The organism is Microcystis sp. M083S1 (assembly GCF_020246405.1).
Taxonomy (GTDB): Bacteria; Cyanobacteriota; Cyanobacteriia; order Cyanobacteriales; family Microcystaceae; genus Microcystis; species Microcystis aeruginosa_C.
Genome location: NZ_JADBTB010000221.1, coordinates 1 through 7,929, shown reverse-complemented (window position 1 = coordinate 7,929; position 7,929 = coordinate 1). Strand labels below are relative to the sequence as shown.

Here is a 7,929-nt window from a genome sequence, read left to right as displayed (position 1 = left end):
GAAAAATTTTTACCTCTATCTCCCGATTTTGTCATTGAATTAATGTCCGCTAGTGACAACTTAGAAACTGCTAGAAAAAAAATGCAGGAATATTTAGATAATGGGACTCGTTTAGGTTGGTTAATCAATAGAAAAACTAGACAAGTAGAAATTTATCGTCAAGGACAGCCAGTAGAAATTTTAACTAATCCAGAGAGTTTATCGGGGGAAAATATTCTGCCAGAATTTAGTTTAAATCTTACTTTGATTTGGTAAATCAGAGGTAGTGATTGCCGTTTAAAGCTTGGCTTTGTTAGGCATTATATTCATCGATAAAATACGAAACTTTAGTTTTAAGGAAGATAGTCATAATCAAGGATTTCTGCAAGGGTAAAGGGTGATTCAATCGGGAATAAATCAGCAGCAAGTTGATACTTTCTGACAGTATCTTCTCTGGCTGCTTGGTAACAATCTATCCAGATTTCAGGAATCAATCTTCTCAGACTTGGACTCTCTTTTAATAAGCGTTGAACTTGTCGGCGTTGTTCAACAACTGTGCTGCGCCACCCTTGAGCATTTGTTTCCTTTTCAGTTAGCCAGTAAGTCAATTTAAGCAGATGTTCAGCAATGACGGTTAAGCGACTTTCTAGTTCTCGTTTTTCACTCCTTCCCATCGTTTCAATTTCTTCGATTAAATTTTCCAAGTCTAATTTTTCAAAACGATGTTCTTTGAGTAAATTAGCGGTTTCTTGTAACCATCGGTAGAAATCTTCTTGATAAAGACTTTTACCTGACGAGACTAACGACTTTTCGATGCTCATTTGATGATGACCTAGAAAAAAGAATTCTTAGATAATTTAAAAGCGACTCCCCGATCTCAAAAAGATTGGCAGAATATCGCAGGATTACTCCTGAAAACATCAGAACTTTAAATTTAAGCTAAAATTGGGTAAAACATCTTCACCCGATAAATCAGTGGGATTTTCTAAGATATCTACTTCCTTTCCTTGACGATAAATTTCAACTTGCCGATTCTGGGGATCGATTAACCAGCCTAACCTTGCGCCATTTTCCCTATATTCGAGCAGTTTTTTCTGTAATTTGTCAAGACTATCAGATTCAGACCGCAATTCCACCACAAAATCGGGACAGAGGGGAATAAATCCTTTTTTCTGCTTAGGGGTTAAAGATTCCCAGCGTTCTCGACTCACCCAAGATAGATCGGGAGAACGAATCGCCCCATTTGGTAGTATAAATCCAGTGGAAGAGTCAAACCCGACTCCTAAAGCTTCATTTTCTTCGCACCAGCGAAACAATTGTCCTGTTATACGAAAATTTCGCTGTCCTGATTCACCACCTGTCGGGGGATTCACGATTAATTCTCCTTGGGCTGTACGTTCTAATTTTAAGTCACGGTTGACCACCGCAAGGGCTTCAAACTGTTCAAGGGTGATAGAGAGAGCGATCGCCCTAGGAATTTCTAAGGAGAGGGTTTCGGGTGAGGTAGTAACTGCTAACATAATCCTTTGATCAGGTGCAACTCATATATACTATTAAAGATTATTTGTCAAGTTTTTGCTCAGACTTCTTGAGCTTACGCTGACCAAATTGCCTAGGTTTTTCGGAAACTTCCACCTCGATCGGGCGGGTTCAGTAAATAACAGGTTACAATGGCGGATAATTAACTAAATTTACCTAAAAACCATCGATCGTGTTCTACGCTATTGATTTCGGAACCAGTAATACCGTCATTACTCGTTGGAATGGGGCAACAAATAGGGCCGAAACCGTGAAATTATCGGAGTTATCCCAACAAATAGCCGACAATCCCCCCCTAATTCCCAGTTTACTCTATATTAAATCAGCCAATCCCCTGCAAGTAATTGCCGGTCAAGCAGTGCGCGATCGGGGTTTAGATATCGATCGAGATCCGCGTTTTTTTCGTCGCTTTAAACGAGGTATCGGCGCAAAAATTCAAGGATTTTTACCGGAATTAGAGGAAACTGTCCTCAGTTTCGAGGGGGTTGGCCAATGGTTTCTCGATAGCATCATCGACCACTTAAAAAACACCACCCCGGAAACCCCCCAATCGCTAGTTTTAACCGTTCCCGTCGATAGTTTTGAAAGTTACCGCAATTGGTTAAGCAATGTTTGTCAGGGTTGGGAAATCGAACAAATTAGACTAATTGATGAACCCACGGCCGCCGCTTTGGGCTATGGAACCACTGGGGATCAAGTGATTTTAGTGGTAGATTTTGGCGGTGGCACCCTCGATCTTTCTTTGGTACAATTAGATTTAGATAATCCTCAAAAAAATCAAGGTTTTATTCTCAAATGGGGAGAAAAACTTTTAGGCAATAATTCCGCCCAAAAAACTAAACTAGCGAGAGTTTTAGCCAAGGCGGGGACAAATTTAGGGGGGTCAGATATAGACGATTGGATTGTCGATTATTTTGCCCAAAAGCAATCTTTAGCGAAAACTTCCCTGACTACTCGTCTAGCAGAAAGATTAAAGATTAAACTTTCTTCCCAATTAACCGCCGAGGAAGTATATTTTGATGAGGAAAATTTCGAGAGTTACGAGTTAAGCTTAGATCGAGAACAATTGACCGATATTCTCCAACAACAAAACTTTTTTAATCAATTAGATGATTTAATGACGGGAGTTTTGCAACAGGGAAGACGCAATGGAATTGAAGTTAGCGATATCGATGCGGTGTTATTAGTCGGGGGAACCGTACAAATTCCGGCGGTAAAAGATTGGGTGCGACAGTATTTTGATAGTAGTAAAATTAAAGAGGATCGACCCTTTGAAGCGATCGCTTTGGGAGCGTTACAATTAGCCCAAGGTTATCAAGTCAAAGATTTTCTTTATCATAGCTACGGGATTCGTTACTGGAATCGTCGCAAAAATGCCCACGCTTGGCATCCGATTATTAACTCCGGACAACCCTATCCTATGGAAAAACCCGTGGAATTAGTCCTAGGTGCTTCCGTGGACAATCAACCCAGCATTGAGTTAATTATCGGCGAATTAGGCACAGAAAGGGGGGCAATGGAGGTCTATTTTGATGGTGATAAATTAATTACTCGTTCCCTCGGTAATGGAGAAACTAGCGTCCAACCCTTAAATGATCGCGAGGGGGCCCGATCAATCGCTAAACTCGATCCTTTAGGTTTTCGGGGTAAAGATCGCATTAAAGTGCAGTTCTGGATTGATGATCAGTGTTTTCTGCGGATTAATGTGGAAGATTTACTCAGTCAAGAATTGTTACTAAATAATCAAATCGTCACCAAATTAAGCTAGACTTGGCTTCAGTCAAAAATCAAGTGCAGACTCATAGTAAGTTTGCACTGATATTATCGCAGTATTCTGTTTTACCGGTGGCTTTATCGACTGTGATCGCGCACGGGGATCGGGATCAGTTCGGGTTCGGGTTCGGGTTCCGGACCAAAAACACTCTCAATCAGTTTGCGCGCCCATTCTCTCAACTTGTCTATCACTTCATCTAAATAGTCCATTGACCAAATGGCTCCTTTGAGATACTAGCTATGAGTTTTCGTCGATTGATCCCCGCAACAGCTTGATTCTAGAGAATTTTAACTAATTTTCATCGTTTGGCTGTTAAATCTGACGAGCGGGGGAATCTATATCTTGTATTTATATTAAGCTTAACATAGGTTTTTAGTCTGAGTATATATTCTTGGCAATTCTTTTTTAAGATATTGTTAATAAGTTCCGTCGTAGGCGATCGAGGGCGGTATAAGCACTAATCTGGCGAATTGTCAAGCGATCTCGATTTTCTCCGAAACGATGCTCTGATACGGTGACATTTCCCTGAGGATCGGCTAAACCGATATAAACTAGGCCCACGGGTTTTGTCTCGCTGCCTCCTCCCGGTCCAGCAATACCCGTGATACTGATCCCCCAATCCGTAGCGAGGCGTTTTCGCACCCCTAGGGCCATCTGTTGGGCAACAATGGCACTGACAGCCCCGACATTATTTAAATCCCGCTCATTTACGTCTAAGAGGGCAACTTTTACCCGATTATCGTAGGAAATAACCCCACCCCAAAAATAATCGGAACTGCCGGCGATTTGGGTGATAATTTCCCCTAATCCTCCTCCGGTACAGGATTCTGCCACACTCAAAGTTTGTTTTTGTCGCCGCAACAGTTCCCCCACTACCGAGGGTAAAGTATCATCATCGGCCCCAAAATAATCTAATCCGGCGATTTCCTTAATTTCCGTCGCTACCGGTTCAATTACCTGCAAAGCAGCCTCTAAAGAAGGGGCTTTCGTCGCAATTCGCAAACGCACTTCGCCTAAACCAGCATAGGGGGCAACGGTGGGGTTAGTCAGATCAAATAAATGGGCTACTTTTTCCGCTAAAGCTGACTCACCGATACCGCGAAATTTCAGAGAACGACTATAAATCCTCTCTTTGCCCCATCCTTGACTTTCTAGGTAAGGAATCGCCGTTTCTACCCACATTCTCTTCATTTCTGAGGGTACTCCGGGGAAAGTGAGAATAGTCAGGTTAGTCTGTGGTTGCCAGATCATGCCGGGGGCGGTTCCCGTCGGATTTGGCAAAAAATCGGCTCCCACGGGTATTAAAGCCTGTTTACTGTTACTAGGAGGCATTTCTCGCCCTAAAATCGTAAATTTAGCCTCGATTTCTGCTAAAATCTCTTTATCTTCTCTAAGGGGCGTTTGGAAAAAATCGGCGATTGTTTCTGTGGTTAAATCGTCAGGAGTAGGTCCCAGTCCCCCGGTAAAAATTAAAATTGAGGAACGTTCTCGGGCAATAGCGATCGCTTTTTTCAGTCTTTCTACATTATCCCCCACCACCGTTTGATAATAATGGGGAATGCCTAATTTTGCCAATTCTAGGGCTAAATATTGGGCGTTAGTATTAACTATATCCCCTAATAATAATTCCGTTCCTACACAAATAATTTCAGCGGCCATAATTTTTAGCAATTAGCTTAAGATTTTCAATTTTGATCATTAACTGATCTCCTGTCACCATCGTTCGATCGGGTTTAGGTAACGATGGTACTGGAAGTTAACCCTACCAGTGCGCTCCAGTATTATACCAGTAAGCTATCAACAATCAAAGTCTTGTATATTAAATGCCACTTTTAATAACCAGATTTAGTATCACTACCCATTAGCAAACGTAAAATCAGCCTACGATTCCTCTATATAGCAATAATTGATCATAATCAAGCATAACAAGGTATTGCCGATCATCACCTCTTCCTTCCTGCCATTACAAACCCCACCAAAATCATCTAAAATTAAAATGTCCACTAAATAATAAAATTCTATGACTCGCTGGTTTAATATTGCCGGTCCCTGTAAAGACGATATCCACTATATGCTCTCTCCCACAGTGCGATTACCAGATTTAGAGGATTTAATTCAACAACGTAGTTACTTTGTCCTTCACGCACCACGACAAACGGGGAAAACCACCGCAATGTTAGCCCTATCAAAACAACTTACTGCTACAGGAAATTATGCCGCAGTCATGGTATCAGTGGAAGTAGGAAGTGCATTTAATCATGATCCTAGTGCCGCAGAATTGGCAATTTTAGGGGCATGGTATAATACAATAAATATCCGCTTACCTAAAGAATTGCAACCACCTGTGAAACAATGGCAACAGGAAGAACCAGGAAATAGAATTAAGGCTTTTTTACAAGGTTGGGCAAAAGCTATCAATCGTCCCATAGTATTATTTATAGATGAAATTGACTCTTTACAAGACCAAACATTAATATCAGTTTTACGACAGTTAAGAGATGGTTTTCCTAACCGTCCTGAAAATTTTCCCTCGTCAGTAGGATTAATTGGTTTACGAGATGTGAGAGATTATAAAGTAGCATCGGGAGGTAGTGATAGATTAAATACATCCAGTCCTTTTAATATAAAAGTTGCTTCTCTGACTATGCGAAATTTTAATCTTGCAGAAGTGGGAGAATTATATCAAAAACATACAGCAGCAACTGGACAACTTTTCACACCAGAAGCAATAGAAACAGCTTATGATTTAACCCAAGGACAACCTTGGCTAGTCAATGCTTTAGCTAAAGAAATTGTCGAAAAAATGGTGAAAGATAGAAGTATTCCTATTACTAAAGAACATATTTTAACAGCCAAAGAAATATTAATAGCTCGTCAGGATACTCATTTAGATAGTTTAGCGGAAAGGTTAAGAGAACCAAGAATTAAAGCCATTATTGAACCGATGTTAGCTGGTTTAGAATTAGGAAATATACCTAATGATGATATTCAATTTGTGATTGATTTGGGATTATGTAAAATGCACCCCTACGGAGGTTTAACTATTGCTAATCCCATTTATCGGGAAGTGTTACCCAGAGCATTAACAGTCACACCAATGGCATCTTTACCAATGATTGCACCCACTTGGTTAACACCGGAAGGGGAGTTAAATCTAGATGCTTTATTAACAGCATTTCTCAAGTTTTGGCGACAGCACGGAGAACCGTTATTAGGTAGCACTGGCTATCATGAAATCGCACCGCATATTGTATTAATGGCTTTTTTACATCGTGTGATTAATGGTGGGGGAGTTTTAGAAAGGGAATATGCAATTGGTAGCGATAGAATGGATTTATGTTTACAGTATAAAGATGTAATTTTAGGGATTGAATTGAAAGTATGGCGGGATAAAAAACGCAATCCGCAAGCTGATGGAATTGAACAATTAGAATCTTATTTAGGACGTTTGGGTTTAGATTTTGGTTGGTTATTTATCTTTGATAGGCGGAAAAATGCCTTACCAATGGAAGAAAGGTTATCCACTGAAGTTGTGGTGACGGAAAATCAATATAGAATTACTGTAATTAGAGCTTGAGTGTTTTAAATGAAGTATTTTTGGAAACAATGCTTTTTTCAAAGATATTTAACGGTGAATTTATAAGGTACGTTGCATTTAATTAACACACCCTACAGAATTGGCTGCTTAATTTTTATTTCAGCTATTCATAAACTTTACTTCTATGGGCGATAAAAATTATCGTTACCAGTTTTAAATCATCATTAATTTCATAAATAACTCTATAGTCACCTACTCGATAACGATAATAACCTGATAACTCACCTTTGAGAGATTTTATATTAGGATGATTACGAGGATTAATTTTTAAACGTTCAAAACATCTATCTAACTTTTTTGTAAAGTAGCAGAAGCAGATTCAAAAAACTCCCCTGCATCAATACTAATAACAACAGTATAATTAATATTTTCGTTTAAGTTTGTCAACAGTAATCACCTTTCCTTGTTTTACATTTTCTCTAGCATGATCAAAATTTTCTTTAAATCCTACAATCTCTAATAACTCTTGAGTAGCATCATCTTCTCTTGTTGCCAAATATGCTAAAAAATCAACTGCTACGAGTAATTTTTCTGGTGACAGTTGTTCAACATATTTTTGGATTTGTTCACGAAGTTCTAACGTATTCATAGATTATTTTGGTTATTTACCCAATTTGATTATATCTGATTCTGATAAAATTTAGATCCCCGACTTCTGTTATTAATCTTCTCATGTAATAGATAATTTGTAGGGTGTATTAGTGACAGCGTAACGCACCTCATATTTACTAAATAATTTATTTTATTATGTTTTTAAAAATCTCATTTAATAATAATGGTGCGTTACGTCGCGTATTTAATTTATTTGTACATTTTATAATCTTTTTGCGCTCCTAACGCACCCTACAAACTACAAACTACAAACTACTTAATAATTCTCTGTAACCTTTAAATATTACAATAGACCTCTCCATAATTTAATTAAATCACAATAATAGGATATAATAAAACAAATAGTAAATCAAAAAAAGCCATGAAAAACTACACTTGGGAATACATTCAAAAATATCCGAAACAAACTAAAAGACTATTAGGAATT

8 protein-coding genes and 1 pseudogene are annotated in these 7,929 nt (G+C 38.9%); 3 read left to right on the top strand and 6 right to left on the bottom strand.

Annotated elements, in window-relative coordinates; all coding sequences use genetic code 11:
• A partial coding sequence (locus tag IM450_RS20155) for a Uma2 family endonuclease (RefSeq protein ID WP_287669368.1) occupies positions 1 to 255 on the top strand: 255 nt, incomplete at its 5' end.
• A gap of 77 nt (positions 256 to 332) precedes the next feature.
• On the opposite strand, the gene IM450_RS20150 is transcribed toward IM450_RS20155, so the two are convergent.
• Entirely contained in the window at positions 333 to 800 is a 468-nt protein-coding gene (locus tag IM450_RS20150) for a DUF29 domain-containing protein (protein WP_287669366.1), read from the bottom strand.
• A 99-nt stretch (positions 801 to 899) separates the two neighbouring features.
• Entirely contained in the window at positions 900 to 1,499 is a 600-nt protein-coding gene (locus tag IM450_RS20145; protein WP_002802165.1) for a Uma2 family endonuclease, read from the bottom strand.
• Between the two features lie 191 nt (positions 1,500 to 1,690).
• Between IM450_RS20145 and IM450_RS20140 the strand changes: the two genes are divergently transcribed.
• Complete coding sequence (locus tag IM450_RS20140) at positions 1,691 to 3,286, top strand: Hsp70 family protein (protein WP_002802166.1); 1,596 nt, start codon at positions 1,691 to 1,693, stop codon at positions 3,284 to 3,286.
• Between the two features lie 83 nt (positions 3,287 to 3,369).
• Here IM450_RS20140 and IM450_RS20135 read toward each other — a convergent pair whose 3' ends face one another.
• Both IM450_RS20135 and IM450_RS20130 read right to left on the bottom strand, forming a co-directional pair.
• The gene (locus IM450_RS20135) at positions 3,370 to 3,501 is read right to left on the bottom strand and encodes a hypothetical protein (protein WP_002757361.1); all 132 of its coding nucleotides are present in this window, start codon (positions 3,499 to 3,501) and stop codon (positions 3,370 to 3,372) included.
• Between the two features lie 196 nt (positions 3,502 to 3,697).
• The gene (locus tag IM450_RS20130; protein WP_287669363.1) at positions 3,698 to 4,951 is read right to left on the bottom strand and encodes a competence/damage-inducible protein A; all 1,254 of its coding nucleotides are present in this window, start codon (positions 4,949 to 4,951) and stop codon (positions 3,698 to 3,700) included.
• A gap of 361 nt (positions 4,952 to 5,312) precedes the next feature.
• Between IM450_RS20130 and IM450_RS20125 the strand changes: the two genes are divergently transcribed.
• Complete coding sequence (locus IM450_RS20125; RefSeq protein WP_002802170.1) at positions 5,313 to 6,869, top strand: AAA-like domain-containing protein; 1,557 nt, start codon at positions 5,313 to 5,315, stop codon at positions 6,867 to 6,869.
• Between the two features lie 124 nt (positions 6,870 to 6,993).
• On the opposite strand, the pseudogene IM450_RS22620 reads toward IM450_RS20125, so the two are convergent.
• Positions 6,994 to 7,277: pseudogene (locus IM450_RS22620) on the bottom strand (type II toxin-antitoxin system RelE family toxin).
• Positions 7,252 to 7,479, bottom strand: a complete 228-nt coding sequence (locus IM450_RS20115; RefSeq protein WP_002734104.1) for a hypothetical protein — start codon at positions 7,477 to 7,479, stop codon at positions 7,252 to 7,254. Before IM450_RS20115 ends, IM450_RS22620 begins: the two are co-directional and overlap by 26 nt.
• Between the last annotated feature and the right edge of the window lie 450 nt (positions 7,480 to 7,929).